The sequence below is a fragment of the Dermatophilaceae bacterium Soc4.6 genome (genome assembly GCA_039889245.1).
Classification (GTDB): Bacteria; Actinomycetota; Actinomycetes; order Actinomycetales; family Dermatophilaceae; genus Lapillicoccus.
On the sequence record JAZGVH010000002.1, the window covers coordinates 1,818,650 to 1,835,388 of the forward strand.

The window sequence follows — 16,739 nt, forward strand, 5'->3', positions numbered from 1 at the left end:
GCCGTCCCACACCGCCGCGAGTGCGGCTGTCCCACACCGCCGCGAGTGCGGCCGTCCCACACCGCCGCGAGTGCGGCCGTCCCACACCGCCGCGAGTGCGGCCGTCCCACACCGCCGCGAGTGCGGCCGTCCCACACCGCCGCGAGTGCGGCCGTCCCACACCGCCGCGAGTGCGGCTGTCCCACACCGCCGCGAGTGCGGCTGTCCCACACCGCCGCGAGTGCGGCTGTCCCACACCGCCGCGAGTGCGGCTGTCCCACACCGCCGCGAGTGCGGCTGTCCCACACCGCCGCGAGTGCGGCCGTCCCACACCGCCGCGAGTGCGGCCGTCCCACACCGCCGCGAGTGCGGCCGTCCCACACCGCCGCGAGTGCGGCCGTCCCACACCGCCGCGAGTGCGGCCGTGTCCTTCCGCCGCCTCATGGCGGCCTGGCATTGCTGGAGGTCAGCTGGCGTGGCTGTCGTGCCAGTCCTGGCGGTGGCTCAGGATGGCGTTGGTTCGCTCGGACAGTTCCGGCGGGGGCCCTTCGTCGTCGGTGCGGTTACAGACCTCGTCGCGGATGATCCGCTGGGCTTCGGCGTAGTGGCCCTCGGCAGCGGCGACCGCGGCCAGGTCGAGGCGCGGGATCTCCTCGTAGGGCGCGGCGAGAGCGGCGGTCTCGGCCGCCAGCCGCGCGGTGGAAAGGTCCCCTTCGGCCAGGGCGTGGGTGGTCACGACGTGGGCGACGTCGACGACGGCGACGGCCATGTGCTCGTCGACGCGGTCCCCTTCCACCAGCCAGGTCCACCCGCCGCCGGCTTCCCGCTCGATGGGGTAGTCGAAGGGGCGGCCCTCGACGAGCCGCAGCGCGGTGCGCAGGTCCTCGATGCCGGCGGTGCCTCGCGCCTCTCCCCGCAGCCGTAGCCGCCGAAACAGGTCGAGGTCGATCAGCAGGTCCACCACCTCGTAGACCGGGACCCCGCGTACGGCGGCGGCGGGGGCAGTGCGGGCGTCGGGCATGTGCGGGTCCCCGGTGCGCGGGTTGGTCCCCAGCCACTGCCGCACGATCAGGACGTAGTCGCGCACCTTGGCCTTGGTGATGGTGAAGGTGTCGGCGATCTCCTCGGGAGTGGCCCCGAGTCGCTGTAGCGCGATGTACGTCAGCAGCTCGGTCATGTAGGGCTTGCGCTTGGTCAGGGGCTTGCCCCGGGTGGTGGCCCGCACCGGCCCGAGCAGGCGCAGCTTGGGCAGGGCACTGTCCTCGCGGAACCACATCGCGACGTCGTCGTCGAGGGTGGGGTCGGCCTCCTCGACGTCGTGCCGGACGGTGTCGGGCACGCGTGGAGCCAGGACCTGCAGGTCCTCACGGGTGGTCGCGGCCACGTCCAGGTAGGTGATGTCGTCGTGCTCGAGCAGGCTGCTCGAGGCTGCGGCCGCCCCGTCAGCACCAGCAGCGGGGGCTGCGCTTCGGGCGCCGCCCCCGGCGCTCGCCTCGGCGGAACCACCGGCGGTCAGGCCGGCCGGAGCCTCGGCGGGGACAGGGCCCGGGTCACCGCCGTCGCGGCGGGCGGTCTCTCGCGGCGGCGGTGTCGCCCGGGTGAGGGTGTGGCCGTGGCGCAACGCGCCGGCCTGGTCCGCGTAGGAGCGCCACCCGTCGGTGGCGTGCGGGTCTTGCGGCACGGGCGTCGGCGTCACGAGCTCGCTGTGGGCCAGGAGGGCGGCGCATCCTTGGGCCTCGTCACTGGTCAGGCCGACGGCGATGAGGTTCAGGCCCGCGTCGGGAAGGTTGACGCGGCCGTCGGCGGTCACTTCCAGGACGGTGCCGGGGGTGCGGGGGCGGTGTCCTCGGACCACGACCGAGGTGGCCACCTGGCCGGGGTGGGTGTGGATCAGGTCGAGCAGCTGGTCCAGCCCGGGGTGCTCGTGCCCGGCGTCGACCAGCAGCATCCGCGCCGGCCAGGCGTCGGCATCTGCCTGGCGTGCTCGGGCGGTGGGCACGTCCAGGCAGACGGCATCGCAGCGGTCGATGGTGGTAACCGCGGCGGCGACCTGGTCCGCGATGGGGTCCGTCCGCGTGCCGTACCGGTTGCGGGGGCCGTGCGGGTCGTGCGGGTCGTGCGGGTCGTGGTGTGGGTGGTAGGTGTGGATCCGGTCCGGGTTGAGCGCGGCGACCTCGGCGGCGAGGCCCACGCACGAGACGGTCACGCCGGCCGACCAGGGGTTGCAGGCGATCTCGGCGGCCAGGTAGCGGGCGAAGTCCTGCCCGTAGGTGGGGTCACCGGTGATCATCACGGTGAGGTCCTCGACGTTGAGCAGCCACACGTGGTCGCCGTCGCTGACCCCGATGGTGACCAGCAGGGGGTACGGGGCGGGCTGGTCGAGGATGTCCGGGCCGATGGCGTCCAGGGCGGTGTCGACGCGGATGGCCCAGTGGTAGCCGTCGCTGGTGCCCTCCCACGGGTCGGGCAGGTGTGCAGGGTCGGCGAGGTGCAGGCTCAGGTGGGTCGCGGACAGCTCGACGGCCGCGAGGTCGGGCAGCATCGTGGCGCCAGCGCCTGCGCCGGCGCTGTTCTGGCCGGCTGCGGCGGCGGCCAGACGGCGCAGGACGGCGTCCATGTGCTCCACGGTGGCAGCGGTGACGGACCCGATGCCGGTGACCGTCCGCTCGACAGGGCTGAGCAACGGGTCGGGGCTGGGCAGCGTCCGCCCGGGACGGCGGTGGCGCAGCTGGGCGCGGCGCCGCCGACGCAGCAGCATCAGCAGCGACCCGGCCAGCATCGCACCTGCCCCGGTCAGCCCGGCCAGCATCCACGGCGCCGCCGTCATGGCCTGCGCGCTCCGACCACCACCGACCCCCTCGACCCCCCTGGTACTACCGGTACTACCAGTACTGGCGGGCGGCGCCTGGGCGGCGCCGGAAGGTACCGGCGACGCAAGCGACGGCGCCGACTGGGCTGACGGGGCTGACGGGGCTGACGGGGACGGCGAGCCGGCCGATGACGGCACCGGCGTAGGGGTGGCTGGGACGACTGGTGTGGCGCCTGGGTCTGGTGCTGGCGCCGGAGCGGCGCGGCCGGTCGCGCTGGTGGGGGCTGCGGCGGCGGTGGGGGCGGTGCCGCGTGAGGGGGCCGCGGCGGCGGAGGCGGCGGGGGTGGGGAGGACGTCGGGGATGGTGAGGGTCTGCCCGATGTCGATCTGGTCGGGGTCGCTGAGATGGACGTTCCCGGGCTGGGTCGTGCGGCGGCTGGCCTCGAAGATGACCGGCCAGTCGGAGGCGTCGCCGAGCTCACGTTCGGCGATGCCGGACAGGGTGTCGCCGGCGCGGACGGTGTAGGTGTCGGCGGGTGACGCGGTGGGGTGGGGCAGCCGCAGGAGGGTGCCGGGATAGATCAGGTCCGGGTGCCCGGCCACGGCCGGGTTGAGGTCGGCAAGCTCCGGCCACCGCCTCGGGTCACCGAGCTGGTCGGCGGCGATCCCGGAGAGGGTGTCACCCCGCTGGACGGTGTAGGTCCCCCGCGTCACCGCCACCGTCGCCCGCCCCGTCGGCTGCGCCGTCGCCTCCACCCTCGGCTGCACCGTCGGCTGCACCGTGGGTTGTGGTGATGCCTGCTGCTGTGGCGCGACGCCTCGGCGGGACCCTGCCGGATGCCCGACGGGAGGCGAGGCCGGGCCGGTGGCGGGCGGTGCGGTGGCGACGGGCCGAGGGGTGGGAGCGTGCGCTGGTGCCGCGTGAGCAACGGCCAGGCCCGTCGCGCCGACCGTGCCGGGGACGAGCAGGAACAGCAGGGCGGCGGCAGCGACGAGCTGGTGAGCCGCCACCTGCGGCCCGTGCAGGCCAGGGAGCCGGGGGGCGTGCGCGCCGCGGACGTACGCCACGATCTCGAGCAGGATGCTGACGGCCAGGACCGCCCAGGCGACCCACGCGACCGTCTTGATGACGCCCAGGGCCAGGGTGCCGTCGTCGGGGGTGGTCAGGGCCGAGCGGACCTGTTCGAGGGTGGGGATGCTGGTGGGAATGCCGTGCGGCAACGGGCTGGCCCCCAGGGCCAGGAGGGTGGCCGGCAGCCCGATCAGGATGCCCACCACGAGCAGGGTCGCAAGCAGTCCGACCAGACGGGGTCGGCGGTTCATCGGGCCAGCCCCGCGACGGCGCGGTTGACCTGGACCTCGGCGTGGCCGGTGACCGTGATGGTGGTGATCCCGATCAGGGACAGGAACTGGGTGCGGTAGGTGCTGCGGGTGTCAGCGACGACACGGGTCCCGGCCAGGACGTAGGCGCTGCCGGTGACCCCGGGGGCGGCGGCGAGGTAGGTACGTGCGGCCGCGGCCGCAGCGGCGGGGTCGAGGTCGACGCCCTGCCCGCGGACCGCGGCGGCCCCCTGCAGCTGTTGCCCGCCGGCGCGGGCGGCTTCGGCGGCGATGTCCTGGGCCCGCTGCTGGGCGTGGACCTGCCCGCCGAGGTCGACGGCGAGCCCCACGACCAGCGCCATCGTCATCGCGGTCGTGATCATCCAGACCGCGATGGAGCCGCGAGTGCGGTCCCCGGCCCGGCGCACCCGTGCACGCAGCCGCCCGTCCATGCCCGTCCTGCCCGTCGTGCCCGCCATGGCCGCCCTTCCTGACGTGCTGGTCGTGCCCGTGGTGCCGGTCGTGCCCGTCGTGCCCGTGGTCGTGATCGTGCTGGTGGTGGTGGTCATGGCGGTCACCGCTCTCGGTAGGTGTCCAGGGGTGAACGGATGGTGGCGGTGACAGGTATCGACCCGGGCAGAGCCGGGATCAGGCCGGCGAGGTCGACCTGGCAGGTCACGGTCGCCCCGACGGAGGCGGGGGTGCCCACGGGCGCGGCGAACCCGGTCGTGTCGATCTCGACCGTGGTGCGCACACAGTCCAGGCCCTGAGCGGACAGGCTGCTGTCGGCGGCCGTCCGGGCGTCGGTCAGGGCCTGACCCTGGGTGCGGGCCAGGGACGCAGCGCGGGCGGCCTGCGCGGCGGACGCCTCGAGGGCCTGGTGGGCGATAGCAACACGCCCTCCGGCGATGATCAGCATCAGGAACAGGCCCAGGGCGGGGGCCAGGATCACGACCTCGACGGCCGAGGAGCCGCGGTCCCTCACCCCGGTGCGGGCGCGCCAGCGGGTTAGACGGGCCAGCCCGGGAAGGGCTGTCAGCCGTGCGTGAGGGTCCCGACGGGACAGGGGCGGGCCGGTCATCGGGTCAGGCCCTCCCGTGGCGAGGACGCGCTCTGGCTGATCCGGGGGGTCCAGCCGGGGACGACGCTGGGGGTGGTGCCGGTCACGACCACGGTGGACGTGGCTGCGGTGCGGCTGGTGGTCACGCTCAGCCCGGCCAGGACGTCGCGGCCGCCGGCGGCGGCGACGAACGCGGTCGCCGCCGACCGCGCCACGGACGGGGCTGCCCCGCTGCTGACGCCCTGGGCGGCGCCGGCCCGGGCCCCCTCGGCCGCGGCGGCGATGGCCACGGTGCGGGCGTGGTAGATCAGGGCCGCCTGCACACCGACGAACATCAGCAGGAACAGGGCCGGCATGAGGATGACGATCTGGATCGAGGCCGCACCCCGCTCGTGATGCCCCGCAACAGCGGGGCCGGTGCGGGCGCACCGGCGGGACACCACCAGGTGCCGCACTCGCCGGCGGGACATGGTCAGCGGTCCCTGGTCATGGTCACCGGATCCCCGGCAGCTTGCTGTTGATGTAGGCCTGCAGCGCGGCGTACACGATGCCGGCCAGCGCGAGGGCGGCCACGGCCCAGAACACGATCTCGATCGTGCTGCCGGCGCCGCAGTCCCGGCGCTGCGCGCGGACCCGGTCCGCACGGGTCTGCAGGCTCACTCCGAGGGTGTGGAGGGTGACGAAGAGGTAGGTCATGGCGGTGTCCTTCCGGTGGTTCAGTGGTGGGCTGTGGGGTGAAACGGGTTGTCGCTGTTCGTGATTGGCCTAGTGCTCGGGATGCTCGGGATGCTCGGTTGGCCTCGGTGGGTCCTGGGGTTTCCTCTCCTTCCCGGCTGCGATGGGCTTGCTGTGGGACTGCTTGGAGACTCCTCCTGACGGCGTTCAGGTGGCCCCGACCAGCCGCAGCAGCGGTGGGGCCATCAGCAGGGCGAGGAAGACCACGCCCAGGAGCGAGCCGGGCAGGTACATGCGTTCCTCGACGACGTTGGCGTGGGCGAGCTCGGCGCTGAGCAGGGCGCTGCGTACGGAGGCGCTGCGGGCCCGTAGCTGCCGGTAGACCTCCGCGCTCTCGTCGCTGGCGAGGCGCATGATGTCGGCGACGTCGACCAGCTCGGGCAGGGCGAGGTCGCGCGACAGGGCGGTGAGGCTGTCCCAGGGTGGCTGGCCGGTGTAGCGGGAGCGGGCCAACTCCTGCCCGATCCGCGCGAACACCCACGCGTCACCGACCTCGGCCGCGTTCGCCAGGGCGGTCGAGGCGCCGGCGCCGCTGTGACGTTCCAGGGCGCACAGCTCGATGTAGGCGCTCAGCGCCCGCGCGAGGTCGGCGCGGGCCTGCGCCGCGTCCGCGGCGACGTCACGCGACGGCATCACGAACAGCACCGCGGCGAGCACGAGCGTGGCCGCGACCGGCACCACGAACGCGATGCGGATCCCGAGGAGGGTGAAGAACCCGGTCAGCAGCGCGGGCAGGACCAGCCCGAGCAGGCCGTAGAGGACCTTGCGGCCGTAGAACTGCGCCGGGCTCTGGCGCAGGACAGCCAGGTCCGCCGCCGGCGGGACACCGAGCAGCCGGGCCGGGAGGGTGCGTTCGGCCCACATCCCCAGCCGCTCCTGCGGGTCGGGGGTCGTCGAGGGGACGGCCGCACCCGGACGGCGCCGTACCGGCGGGGAGAGCCGGTCCAGCACATCGGCCAGGTCGGGCTGGGCGGGGATGAGCCCGTAGATCATGACCGCGACGCCGAGCCCGATGAGGGCGCCGAAGGCCAGGGACAGCTGCAGGCCGGTCATCGGGCACCGGCCCGGGCGTCAGGCCCCAGGAAGCGTGGGCTCGTTCTGCCCTCGGCCATCCGCCGCATCCACAGCAGGGCCCCCGCGTAGACGGTGAGCAGGACGACCAGGACGACCTGCCCGAACGGGGTGGAGTAGGGGGCGATGTAGTCACCGGTGAAGGCCAGGACGGCCAGCACCCCCACCGAGAACGTGGTGACCAGGCGGGCGCTGCCGCGCGGCTTGGCCCGGCCGGCCTCGACCCGTCGGCGGGAGGCCACGTCCTCGGCGACGGACTCGGCCACGCCGGCCAGGACCGAGGCCAGGCTGCGGTTGCGGCGGCGGGCGGCGAGGATGAGGTTGGCCGCCACCAGGTCCCCGGTGACGTCGTCGAGGTCGTCGGCGAAGGCCCGCAGCGCGGTCTCGGTGTCCCACCGGGCCCGCAGCCGCGCCACCAGGGTGGCGACCTCCCCCATGATCGGCTCCGGGGTGGAGCGCAGCGTCGCGGTCAGGGCCTGCTCGATCCCGACGCCGGCGCCGAGGACACCGGCCAGGGAGCGGGTCCACTCCTCCATCGCCTCCACGCGCCGGATCTGCTGCGCCGCCGGCGGAGCCGCCAGCAGGTACGGCAGCCCCACCGCGGCCGCCGGCAGGACGACGACGGCGGCGACCCACCCAGTCAGGACCGCCAGCAAAAGCCCCACCCCCACGGCCAGCCCCAGCGTGGCCCGGGTCCGGGGTGTCACCCGCCGAGAGAACCGCGCCACCCGCGCCAGCCGCGCCAGTGGGGTCCCGAGCGCAAACGGGTCCCGCTCAAGAGGGCCGCCGTCAGCGTGGAGGGCGGCGCGAGCGTGAGGGGTGCCCCCGGTGCGCGGTCGCAGGGCGGCCACCGCGCCGAGCAGGCCCACGACGACCAGGGCCCCGCAGACCGCGGACAGCAGGTCCGTCACGGCGCCCACCCCCCACCATCAGCCCTGCCAGCCCTGCCAGCCCTGCCCACCCAGCCCGCACCGTCAGCGGTGTCGGCCCCGTCGGCCTCGGCCTGGTAGAGGTCGGGGTCGAAGCCGAACTCCACCAGCTCCCGACAGCGCGGGGGGAGGATGCCGGTGGCCCGGGCCGGGCCTCGTCTGCTCGGCGGGGCCGGCCCGAAGAGGTAGGTCAGGGCGTAGCCCTTCTCCTTCTCCCCGGGCTCGACGAGGACGACCTCGCTGACCCAGCGGCGCTGCACCTGCGACCCGTCGGGCCGGTCCTCCACCCGGCGGGCGAGCTGGACGATGACGTCGAGGCAGCCGGTCAGCTTCTCCAACGCGAGGTCCCGGGTGACGTGGCTGCCGGCTTCCATCGCGCAGGTGACCAGCTTGCGGATACACGTCTCGGCGGTCGCGGCGTGCGTCGTCGACAGCGAGCCGGTACCGGACTCCATCGCCTTGATCATCGTCCACACCTCCGACCCGCGGATCTCGCCGACGATCTGGCGGGACAGGGCGAACCGGAAGGAGTCGGTCAGGGCATCCGCGAGCTCGAACGCGCCCGCGGCGCGCCCGTCGGCGCCGACCTCCCCCAGACCCGGGCGGGCCTCCCAGTCGATGACGATCTCGTGCTGGCCCGTCTCGCCCAGGAACAGCTCGTACTCGGTCTCGAACGTGCCGATCGCCTCGCCCCGGGGGATCTGCGCGCACAGGGCCCGCATCAGCGTGGTCTTACCCGCCGACATGGGCCCGGAGACGGCGACACTCCACGACGCCCGCACCAGCGCCGCGAGCAGGTTCGCACACGACGGGCTCATGCAGCCCCGCTCGACCCACCCATCCAGGCTGTCGACCATCAACCGGTGACGCCGGATGACGACGGTGGGCCGGCTGACCACCCACGCCGTGGCCGCCAGCCGCGCCCCACCGTCGAGCTTCATGTGCAGCCGGGGCATGCTCTGCGAGAACGGGCGCGGGTTGGACTCCGACCGGGCGGCCAGAAAACGCAGGAAGTCGATCAGCTCCTCATCGGTCTCCGCCACCGCCGGGCCGGGGATCCGGCTGCCGTCGGTCAGCTCCAGCAGCACCTGGCGGCAGCCAAGGATGAAGATGTTCTCGACCCGGTCATCCTCGACCAAAGGCTGCAGCCGGCCCAGGCGGAACACCGCATCGAACACGGCCTGCCCCATCAGCGACTGCTGCCGCCCCGTCCACGCCGGCGCCCCACTGGCCGCGACATCCGCCGCGTGCTCCCTCAGCAGATCCGCGATGACCACCCACCCGAACCGTTCCTGCGCGGCACGATCCCGCGCGCCCCCGTCCGCGCCCGGCCGCGACCCCCCACCACCGGAACCACCAACACCCTTGCTGTCGATGGCACCGCTGACACGGCTGACACCGGTGGCGCTGTTCGCACAGTTGGCGCTATCGGTCTGGGCACGCCAGTCCCCACCCAGCGCCAGCCGGCCCGCGACCAGCGTGCGGAACGCCGTGACCAGAGCCCAGTCGATCTCCCCCTGCTCCCTCAACCGGTCACTCAACCGCGCACCATGACGGTCGCTCCCGCCGGGTGCCAAGGCGTGACGGAACGTCGCCTGGTCGGGGACGTCGGGGACGTCGGGGATGTCAGGGATATCGGGGATGTCGGGGACGTCCGGCAGGTTCGGGAGGTTCGGGACGGCGGGGGCGCCGGGGCCGTCGTGGCGGCGGCGGGCGTCGTCCAGCGCGACCGGGTCACCCTCCACGGTGCGTGGCCGCATCGAGAACCCTCCGCGCACCCGCCCAGGCCGGGCCGCCCGGACGGGCCCCACAGGCCTGACGGACCCCGACACCGGGCTGGCAAACAGCGGCGGCAGCACCGCCGTGTCAGGAGCGCCCTCCGTGCCCTCCGTGCCCTCCGTGCCTTCCGCGCTCTCCGCGCCCACCGCGCTGCGAGTGGCGTGAACGCCGTCAGCGCCGTCAGCGGGGTCTGTGGTGGCTATCGGCTCGCTGCTCACCGTTGTCTCCCGCCGTCGGCAGCCTGCAGCTGCTCCTCATTGGCCCTGATCCGTCCGGTGACGGCGCTGCGGGCGGCGCGCAGGCTGCGCAGCAGCGCGCCGTCCTCCCACCCTCCCCGGCCGGCGAGCCGGGCCAGCCGGCCCGCCGGCGGGGGCGGCGCTCCGTGGGACAGGACCGCGGCCGAGGCCGGGTCCCACGCGAGGGTGGTCACGACCGGGACCTGCAGCACCCGGCCCACCTCCCGGGCCCGGAACGGCGCCCCTTGCCCCACCATCAGCACCCCCAGCGAAGTCACGGCCCCGGCCCCGCCGAACCGCTCCCGCAGCGTCTGCGCCCACGACCGGGCCCCGGCCAAGGAGACCATGTCGCTGCGCGTGACCAACAGCGCCAGATCGGCCCTGTTCAGCAGCGGCTCCGGGCTACCGAACAGCCCAAGCCGGCCCGCGTCCACGATCACGTCCTGCCCGGTGCCCTCCAGGGCGCGCAGCACACCAGCCAGCGGCTCCCACAGCCCCAACAGGGTGCGGGCCTGCTCATGGGAGCGGGCGCCAGGCACGAACATCGCCGACGAGCCCGGCAGCGGCATCGACACCTGCGGCAGCGCCTCGAGCAGGGACCCGTCCTGCTGGGCCAGGGCCAGCGCGATCATCGCCTCCGGGGGCACCACCGACCCGCGCAGGTAGCCGGCCGCGACCGACGACCCACCCGTGGGGTCGGCCTCGACCAGCAGCGCCGGGCGCGGCCACGCCAGCGCCAGCCCCAGCGCGGTGGTCGTCACCCCCGGAGACCCCGACGCGGACGTCAGCACGATCAGGCTCACCGTCTCTACCGATCCCGCGAGTCCAGCACGACCGCGACCTTGCCCGTGGCCGCCATCGACGCCAGCGCCGCAGCATCACCGACCGGGACCTCGACCGTGATCAGCGTCTGGGCTCCCAGCCCCGTCGTGTCCGCCCCCGTCACGGTGCTGACCACCACCGCCGCCACCTCGACCGGCGCGGCCGTCATGCCCGCCGTCGTGCCCGTCGTCGTGCCTGGCGTCGCCTCGCCCAGCTGCCCGGGCGTGCCCACGACCCGGATCCGGTCCCCCGCGGTCAGCTGTGCCCCAGGCATCATCGCCGGCATCACCCCGACCCCCACCAGCGAGTAACCCCGTCCGGGCACGTTCTGGGCCGTCACGGACCCCCCGGTCAGCAGCGAGCCAGCCGCAACGTCCACGGCCGCACGCTGGCCGACCAGCCGGTCCAGCCCCCCGGCCGGGACACTGCGCACCGCCGGGTCGGTGCCGATCTGCACGGACATCAGCTCATCCCGGGTGATCAGCGAGCCGCGCTCGATCGTGACCCGGGCCGCGACCACCTCCCGGGCGTTGTTCGTGACCTGGTGCAGCCAGACATTGCCCAGCGCCCCCAGGCACACCACGCCCGCCATCGCCGCGAACACCCCCCACCGACGGCGCGGCCTCGGCGGCGTCGCCATGACGCTCGACGTCGGTCCCGGCCCGGGCTGCGCGCCCGGGCGAACCCGGCGCCGGGCCCGGCTCGCCGGCCGCTCGACGGTACTGGTCATCGTCTGGCTCCTTCCCCACATCGCGACATCACCGCATCACCACACCGCTGCACCACCGCATCGCCGCATCCCCGCATCCCCGCATCACTGCCTCAGGACCTGGGCCTCGCCGATGGTCACCGCAGCGGACTGAGACAGGTCCATCGCAATCGTCCCGGCCTGCCCGATCCCGGCCCACGTGACCACCCAGTGCGAGGTCGCCGTCACGGTGTAGCTCCCCTGCCGCGTGTACGTATGCCCGCACGTCGGCGATGCCTGCCGGCCATAGGAGTCCTGGTAGGGCGTCCCCGCGCCACAGGTCACCGTCTGCCCGTCGCCCATGGCCCACTCCACCTGAGCGACGCGCGCGGTCGCGGTCACGGTCCAGCCGGCCGCCGACGCGGTGCGGGTGATCGGCCCCCACGTGCCCTGGGTCGGACGCTCAACCCACATCCAGTTCGGCATGCCCACCAGCCCGACCGACCCCGCCCCCGGCTCCGGAACCAGGCCCATCGTGATCGCGGACAACTTCATCGACGCGACCGCGTTGCGCGCCAGCTGAAGAGGATTCGGCGGAGGAGGAGGAGGCGCAGACGCCGCCCAGTAACTGATCGTCCACGCGGCGATAATCACTCCCGGACCAACATGGGCGGGCACGACGCAGTCGAAGATCGCACCGTCTGTATGCCCCGCCCAGACGGCCTCGGACTGCGGTGGTTGCGGATTCGTGAGTCCGGCCGGACGACACTGCACCCCGTCGATGGCGATCAAGTGGACACCACCGCCGCCACTGGCACCGCCCGCACCGCCCGCACCGCCCGCACCGCCACCGCCACCGCCGCCACCGCCACCGCCACCGCCGCCACCGCCGCCACCGGCCCAGACCCTGCAGAGCCCAGTGGGGCCGTAAGAGACACATATCGGTGGGTCGGCGTGCGCAGGTGGAGCGGCCACGTACATAACGATCATCGCCACGACGATGACGAGAGCGGACCTGGCGCGCGTCAGCATGTTCCGCCCTTGACAGGGACGACATACCCCACGCGCCATTGAGTCGAGTCAGGCAGCTTGTAGTTATAGACCGACACGTCGACCAGCACGTGAGGTTGGCGGCCCGGCGGGACGATGGACTTGCCCGCCTTGTCCACGATGTTGTACGCGGTCACGTCGGTGCACACCGTGAAGACCACGGTCGGCACAATCGGGGGCGACTGGTTGACCTTGTTTGTCAGATCAACGCTCTTTCGCTTGACCGAGATCAGACCGATTTCTCCGGAGATCTTCGTCTCCATCTGCTTGGCGCTGGCGATCGCGTTACGCATGTTCGTTAACTCAGTGCCGATCGCCACCGGATCGAAGCAGGTCAGAGGTGCCGTCGCGAGGTCTTCGAAGCAGGTCGTTTGCGCGCGGTAGTAGGCCCGCAGAACCTCCTCGGCCGAAGCGGTAGCGGCGTCCTGCGGGGAGGTGGTTGGGGTCGCCGTCGTGGTGGTGGATGAGGGAGGGGCCGGCGAGGCTGACGGGGACGTGGGGCCAGTGGGGTCCGTCGCTCCGCCAGCCGTGCAGCCCGCGAGCAGGACAGCACCGAGGACGGCTCCAGTCCAGGTCGCCTTCATGTCTCCTCCCTTCGAGTCTCCTAAGACCCTGAGGCGTGCCCAAGGCACGGGGCGCTCACCCGCACCCCAATTCGGTGATATAGAGGCTAGACCCTAAAGCGGCATATGGCGAGGGTTCTGTCAGTCGCGACCTCAGATGTTCGAGAACGCTCATCCCTCGCCCCCGCATTGTGGGTGGCCCCACTGCTGGTCGTCGTCGGCACGACGCCCTGTCCAACTGGTGCGATGTGGGCAACATCCGACCACACATCGGCCCGGAGGTCCCCCCTAAGCGCTCGCCGAATTTGCCCGGACGTCCCGAAGGGCGAGGTTGCTCTCAGCTCTGGAGTGCGCGGCGGACGTCGGCCGGCGCCGCGCGCAGGGCTGTAGCCAGGGCACGCACAGTTGTCTCGCTGGGAGCCACGAGTCCCTCCGCCTCCCACCGTTTGACGGTGGAGACCGACGTGTGCGCGGCCTCGGCGAGCTGCCCGACACTCAGACCGGCGGCGAACCGCAGCCACCGAAGGTCCGGGCCATCCTGCACAGGGAGAAGCAAAGTGACGGCCTCAACCTCCAGAGCTGCAGCGATGGCGTGCAGGATCTCCGGGTTTCGCGGACGAGCCTCGCCCCTCTCCCACCGCGAGACCCGGGTGCCGCTGGACATCCCGACCCGACGGGCTAGGTCGTTCTGGCTAACTCCAGCCTGTTCACGCGCGGCCCGAAGCGCGTCAGCGTCGATGGCTGGGGCGGTCTCCATATCGAACCCCACCCTAGAAGAGTGCACGGCAGCCAGCCTCCACTTTGCCGCAGCCGCCCCCTGGTGTCTCTCCGTCGAGCCGGAGTGAGTGGACGCTGCAGATGGACCCGGCCAGCCCAGCTCGATGGCCAACCCGCCCACTCCCGCCCGAACCCCGCTAGTGAACATCACCGCGGCGGCAGCGACGGCGTCGACGCTGGCCAGCCGTGACAGCCCGGCCCGGTGCCCGCGATGAGGTCGGCGATGCTGGCCTGGTCGTTGGACCGGCTCTCAGGTGAGCGTCTCGAGCAAGGCCGGCGAGGCTGACCGCCGCGACCCGGCAGGTGCGGCGGCCCAGACTCTCCTCGAGCTCTCTCCAGCCTCTACCGAGCGCGTGGGGACCAGCTCGCGGTGCAAATGTGGTGCAGTTGCTGACTTCTGCAGGTTGGCGCGCCGGCGTAGGCTGAGCACAAACATGCAGGTCAAGCGACCGGATGAGCCTGCCTGACACCGGGTCCCGAGGACTTTTAATCCGTAGGTTGTGGGTTCGAGTCCCACGGGGCCCACAAACCCGCAGGTCACAGGTCTGCGACCTCCACGCAAGTCTTCCGTGGGGACACATGCGGGGACACATGCTGCGTGGACCACGCGCTCAGCCAGATCATCCGGACCAAGGACCGCCACGGCTCCCATCTACTTGATGACTGGCTGGCCTGGGCGTCCCGCTCGAGGCTGCCGTCGTTCGTGGAGCTGGCCCGCAAGATCCGGCTGCTGATGCGGATGGCGTTCGGGTTCAAGAACACCGACGCCCTCATCGCCCTCGCCCTGCTCGCCCTCGGCGGCTACCGACCCGACCTCCCAGGCCGCCAAGCCGCGTGACCCACCCAGACATCAGTCAGGAGAGCCTGATTAGGGCCGTCGCCGACGGGAGAAGTTGTTCGGGTGCCGTTCTCCGGCCGACCAGTCCGACGACAACGCGATTCGGGCCTACGCCAAGGCGTGGCCCGACCGGGTGTGGGCGGTCGAGGACGCCAACGGAGTCGGTCGACCCCTGGCCCGGCGACTACGTGAACACGGTGAGGACGTCGTAGACGTCCCGGCCGAGCTCGCTGCCCGGGTTCGCCCTTCGACACCGGCCGCAACCGTAAGACGGACGCCCTCGACGCGCCCTCGATGGCGGTGGTCACCGTCCGTACCGAGGGCCTACGGGTCTTGACGATCGACGGGGATCTCGAGCAAGTGCTGGATCCCCGACGCCATCTATCGCCAACTCCTCCCCGACGCCGAACGCGGATGGCACGGGCCCGGTAGGGCATTCGGCGCGTCTCAAGTAGCCCAGCGCAGTCGACCTACCCCGATCGTCGACCCGTCCTGTTCCTGCACGCAGTCCTCAGCTCCAGTAAGGCCGACTGCCCAACCCGTACGCCGACGGATCTACCTCACCGGCCTCGGCGCTGTCGTGGACTTCACGTGTCCGCTGGGCCCGCACAACCTTGCCTTCGCGCACAAGTTTCCGTGTCTCCTTGGCCGGGGTGAATTGAGCCGGAGCGGTGACCTGACGGTTCCCTGAAAACAGGTGTCAGGGGGCCTACCTGGCCCCATAATCGGACTATAGCCATAAATCGGGCTGCCACTCCTCACACCGAAAGCCGGGCTCATGATCCCCCCACACACGACACCACCTCGCTTGCGCCCTTCCGCGACGCGCCGCCGGACCCTCACCGCCCTGGCAGCAACCTGTGCCCTCACCCTCCTCTACGGCACCCATCTCGGTGCGGCGCAGGCTGCGACGCCGACCTGCTTCGGGCACGCCGCCACCAAGGTCGGCACGCCCAGACACGACGTGATCGTCGGCACTGCTGGGCCCGACGTCATCGTCACCTTCGGGGGCGGCGACACGGTCTACGGACTCGGCGGGAACGACCTCATCTGCACCGGGGCCGGCAACGACACCGTCTACGGCGGTGACGGGGCCGACCACATCTCCACCGACAGCGGCAACGACGTCATCCATGGCGGCAACGGGGACGACACCATCATCTCTGGGTCGGGGAACGACACCGACTTCGGGGACGCCGGGAACGACCACATCTCGGGCGGAGACGGAGCAGACCACGAGGACGGCGGCCCCGGCAACGACGCGCTCGACGGAGGCACCGGCGATGACACCCTTAGTGGGGGCACGGGGAACGACACCATCCAGGGCAGTGACGGCAACGACCACGAGAACGGTGACGCCGGCAACGACGTCCTGACCGGGGGTGCCGGTAATGACCTCATGCATGGGGGAACCGAGTCCGACCACCTCGACGGCGGAGCCGGCAATGACGCCGTCTACGGAGACGACGGAGCAGACGTCGTCGAGGGCGGAGACGGCACTGACGTCGTGGACGGTGGCACCGGCGCGGACGTCTGCGACGACGCCGGCACCCAGGGTTGTGACGACGACAGCAACGACGAGACCGACCAAGGGACGAACGCCAGCGCCACCTGAGGTGCTCGGACGGGCGGGCGTCCCCCACCAGTCGGTCGCCCGTCCGTGAGTACCGGGTGCCCCCTGTGTCATGGACGGCACGCGCAGTACCGGTCCGCGTGGGAGCGCCTCTTCGTGTAAGAAGACCCCGACCGGCAGGCCTGTTCGCGGCAACGCCACAGCCGCGCGAGCCAGACCAGCCGATCAGGCACCCCGGAGGCCGTCGCGTCCGTCGCGACTCGCCGGCGCCGGACGTGGCCACCCGGGCACACGTGTGGGCACACATGCTGGCGATTGACCCACCACGAGCTGCGGGCCCTCGCCGTCGGGGCGGTCGTCCCCTTCACCTGGGAGGTCGGCGAGGAGGACGGCTTCGGCTACCGGGCGACCAGCGTCGGCTCCGGCGATCCCCCCACTCCGCACCCGGGACCGTCGGCCGCGTACTCCAGCTCTTTGACGATCTGGTGGAGCCTTGGCTCGTGAGCGCCG

The 16,739-nt window shown here is 72.5% G+C and carries 15 protein-coding genes and 1 pseudogene; 3 read left to right on the forward strand and 13 right to left on the reverse strand.

Going from position 1 to position 16,739, the window contains the following annotated elements:
• Positions 1 to 445: 445 nt before the first annotated feature.
• The 13 genes from V3N99_08375 to V3N99_08435 all read right to left on the reverse strand — a co-directional run bounded on the left by V3N99_08375 (position 446) and on the right by V3N99_08435 (position 13,585).
• The gene (locus tag V3N99_08375; protein MEO3936761.1) at positions 446 to 4,111 is read right to left on the reverse strand and encodes a LysM peptidoglycan-binding domain-containing protein; all 3,666 of its coding nucleotides are present in this window, start codon (positions 4,109 to 4,111) and stop codon (positions 446 to 448) included.
• On the reverse strand, positions 4,108 to 4,677 hold the full coding sequence (locus tag V3N99_08380; protein MEO3936762.1) for a pilus assembly protein TadG-related protein: 570 nt from the start codon (positions 4,675 to 4,677) through the stop codon (positions 4,108 to 4,110). The genes V3N99_08375 and V3N99_08380 overlap by 4 nt, the downstream gene beginning before the upstream one ends.
• A gap of 5 nt (positions 4,678 to 4,682) precedes the next feature.
• Entirely contained in the window at positions 4,683 to 5,189 is a 507-nt protein-coding gene (locus tag V3N99_08385; GenBank protein MEO3936763.1) for a TadE family protein, read from the reverse strand.
• The gene (locus V3N99_08390) at positions 5,186 to 5,638 is read right to left on the reverse strand and encodes a TadE family protein (protein ID MEO3936764.1); all 453 of its coding nucleotides are present in this window, start codon (positions 5,636 to 5,638) and stop codon (positions 5,186 to 5,188) included. The genes V3N99_08385 and V3N99_08390 overlap by 4 nt, the downstream gene beginning before the upstream one ends.
• Positions 5,639 to 5,660: 22 nt before the next feature.
• Entirely contained in the window at positions 5,661 to 5,864 is a 204-nt protein-coding gene (locus tag V3N99_08395; GenBank protein ID MEO3936765.1) for a hypothetical protein, read from the reverse strand.
• A gap of 186 nt (positions 5,865 to 6,050) precedes the next feature.
• On the reverse strand, positions 6,051 to 6,956 hold the full coding sequence (locus tag V3N99_08400; GenBank protein MEO3936766.1) for a hypothetical protein: 906 nt from the start codon (positions 6,954 to 6,956) through the stop codon (positions 6,051 to 6,053).
• Entirely contained in the window at positions 6,953 to 7,885 is a 933-nt protein-coding gene (locus tag V3N99_08405; protein ID MEO3936767.1) for a type II secretion system F family protein, read from the reverse strand. Before V3N99_08405 ends, V3N99_08400 begins: the two co-directional genes overlap by 4 nt.
• Positions 7,882 to 9,663, reverse strand: coding sequence for a CpaF/VirB11 family protein (locus V3N99_08410; GenBank protein ID MEO3936768.1), 1,782 nt, complete (start codon positions 9,661 to 9,663; stop codon positions 7,882 to 7,884). The genes V3N99_08405 and V3N99_08410 overlap by 4 nt, the downstream gene beginning before the upstream one ends.
• 233 nt (positions 9,664 to 9,896) lie before the next feature.
• On the reverse strand, positions 9,897 to 10,721 hold the full coding sequence (locus V3N99_08415) for a hypothetical protein (GenBank protein ID MEO3936769.1): 825 nt from the start codon (positions 10,719 to 10,721) through the stop codon (positions 9,897 to 9,899).
• Between the two features lie 5 nt (positions 10,722 to 10,726).
• Positions 10,727 to 11,470, reverse strand: coding sequence for an SAF domain-containing protein (locus tag V3N99_08420; protein MEO3936770.1), 744 nt, complete (start codon positions 11,468 to 11,470; stop codon positions 10,727 to 10,729).
• Between the two features lie 84 nt (positions 11,471 to 11,554).
• A complete protein-coding gene (locus V3N99_08425; GenBank protein ID MEO3936771.1) occupies positions 11,555 to 12,220 on the reverse strand; it encodes a hypothetical protein in 666 nt (221 codons plus the stop codon).
• 233 nt (positions 12,221 to 12,453) lie between these two features.
• The gene (locus tag V3N99_08430) at positions 12,454 to 13,062 is read right to left on the reverse strand and encodes a hypothetical protein (protein MEO3936772.1); all 609 of its coding nucleotides are present in this window, start codon (positions 13,060 to 13,062) and stop codon (positions 12,454 to 12,456) included.
• 316 nt (positions 13,063 to 13,378) lie between these two features.
• Positions 13,379 to 13,585 (reverse strand): helix-turn-helix domain-containing protein, encoded by a 207-nt coding sequence (locus tag V3N99_08435; protein ID MEO3936773.1) that lies wholly within the window; start codon positions 13,583 to 13,585, stop codon positions 13,379 to 13,381.
• A gap of 888 nt (positions 13,586 to 14,473) precedes the next feature.
• Between V3N99_08435 and V3N99_08440 the strand changes: the two are divergent.
• The 3 genes and pseudogenes from V3N99_08440 to V3N99_08450 all read left to right on the forward strand — a co-directional run bounded on the left by V3N99_08440 (position 14,474) and on the right by V3N99_08450 (position 16,733).
• Positions 14,474 to 14,656: pseudogene (locus V3N99_08440) on the forward strand (ISL3 family transposase).
• Positions 14,657 to 15,464: 808 nt separating this feature from the next.
• On the forward strand, positions 15,465 to 16,271 hold the full coding sequence (locus tag V3N99_08445) for a calcium-binding protein (GenBank protein ID MEO3936774.1): 807 nt from the start codon (positions 15,465 to 15,467) through the stop codon (positions 16,269 to 16,271).
• Positions 16,272 to 16,544: 273 nt separating this feature from the next.
• Entirely contained in the window at positions 16,545 to 16,733 is a 189-nt protein-coding gene (locus V3N99_08450) for a hypothetical protein (protein MEO3936775.1), read from the forward strand.
• Positions 16,734 to 16,739: the final 6 nt, after the last annotated feature.

Coding starts and splice junctions, on each gene's coding strand:
- V3N99_08375 (MEO3936761.1), bottom strand. CDS start 4,111: ATGAACCGCCGACCCCGTCTGGTCGGACTGCTTGCGACCCTGCTCGTG.
- V3N99_08380 (MEO3936762.1), bottom strand. CDS start 4,677: ATGACCACCACCACCAGCACGATCACGACCACGGGCACGACGGGCACG.
- V3N99_08385 (MEO3936763.1), bottom strand. CDS start 5,189: ATGACCGGCCCGCCCCTGTCCCGTCGGGACCCTCACGCACGGCTGACA.
- V3N99_08390 (MEO3936764.1), bottom strand. CDS start 5,638: ATGTCCCGCCGGCGAGTGCGGCACCTGGTGGTGTCCCGCCGGTGCGCC.
- V3N99_08395 (MEO3936765.1), bottom strand. CDS start 5,864: ATGACCTACCTCTTCGTCACCCTCCACACCCTCGGAGTGAGCCTGCAG.
- V3N99_08400 (MEO3936766.1), bottom strand. CDS start 6,956: ATGACCGGCCTGCAGCTGTCCCTGGCCTTCGGCGCCCTCATCGGGCTC.
- V3N99_08410 (MEO3936768.1), bottom strand. CDS start 9,663: ATGCGGCCACGCACCGTGGAGGGTGACCCGGTCGCGCTGGACGACGCC.
- V3N99_08420 (MEO3936770.1), bottom strand. CDS start 11,470: ATGACCAGTACCGTCGAGCGGCCGGCGAGCCGGGCCCGGCGCCGGGTT.
- V3N99_08430 (MEO3936772.1), bottom strand. CDS start 13,062: ATGAAGGCGACCTGGACTGGAGCCGTCCTCGGTGCTGTCCTGCTCGCG.